This is a genomic window from Faecalibacterium sp. DFI.5.82, assembly GCF_029076575.1.
In the GTDB taxonomy this organism is placed as follows: domain Bacteria; phylum Bacillota; class Clostridia; order Oscillospirales; family Ruminococcaceae; genus Faecalibacterium; species Faecalibacterium duncaniae.
On the sequence record NZ_JARFIS010001104.1, the window covers coordinates 1 to 289 of the forward strand.

The following is a 289-nucleotide window of genomic DNA, read 5'->3' on the forward strand; positions in this document are numbered from 1 at the left end:
CCCGACATGATGGGCCGCGTTGGCCGTCTTGGTAAGGTTCTGGGCCCCCGCGGCCTATCATGTCGGGGGTGGTGACAACAACGTCGAAGTCCATGAAACCGCCGGCGATGCGTGCGATCAGCTCGTCATCACCCACGATGTCAGCGCCGGCTGCCTCAGCAGCAGCGGCAGCAGCGCCCTTAGCAATGGCGCAGACGCGGACAGTCTTGCCGGTGCCGTTGGGGAGAACAACAGCGCCGCGGACCTGCTGGTCAGCGTGGCGGCCGTCAACGCCCAGGCGGACGTGCAG

Annotated in this window: 1 pseudogene; it reads right to left on the minus strand. The window is 66.8% G+C overall.

Going from position 1 to position 289, the window contains the following annotated elements:
- Positions 1-289: pseudogene (locus P0G09_RS20340) on the minus strand (50S ribosomal protein L1); the annotation flags it as partial.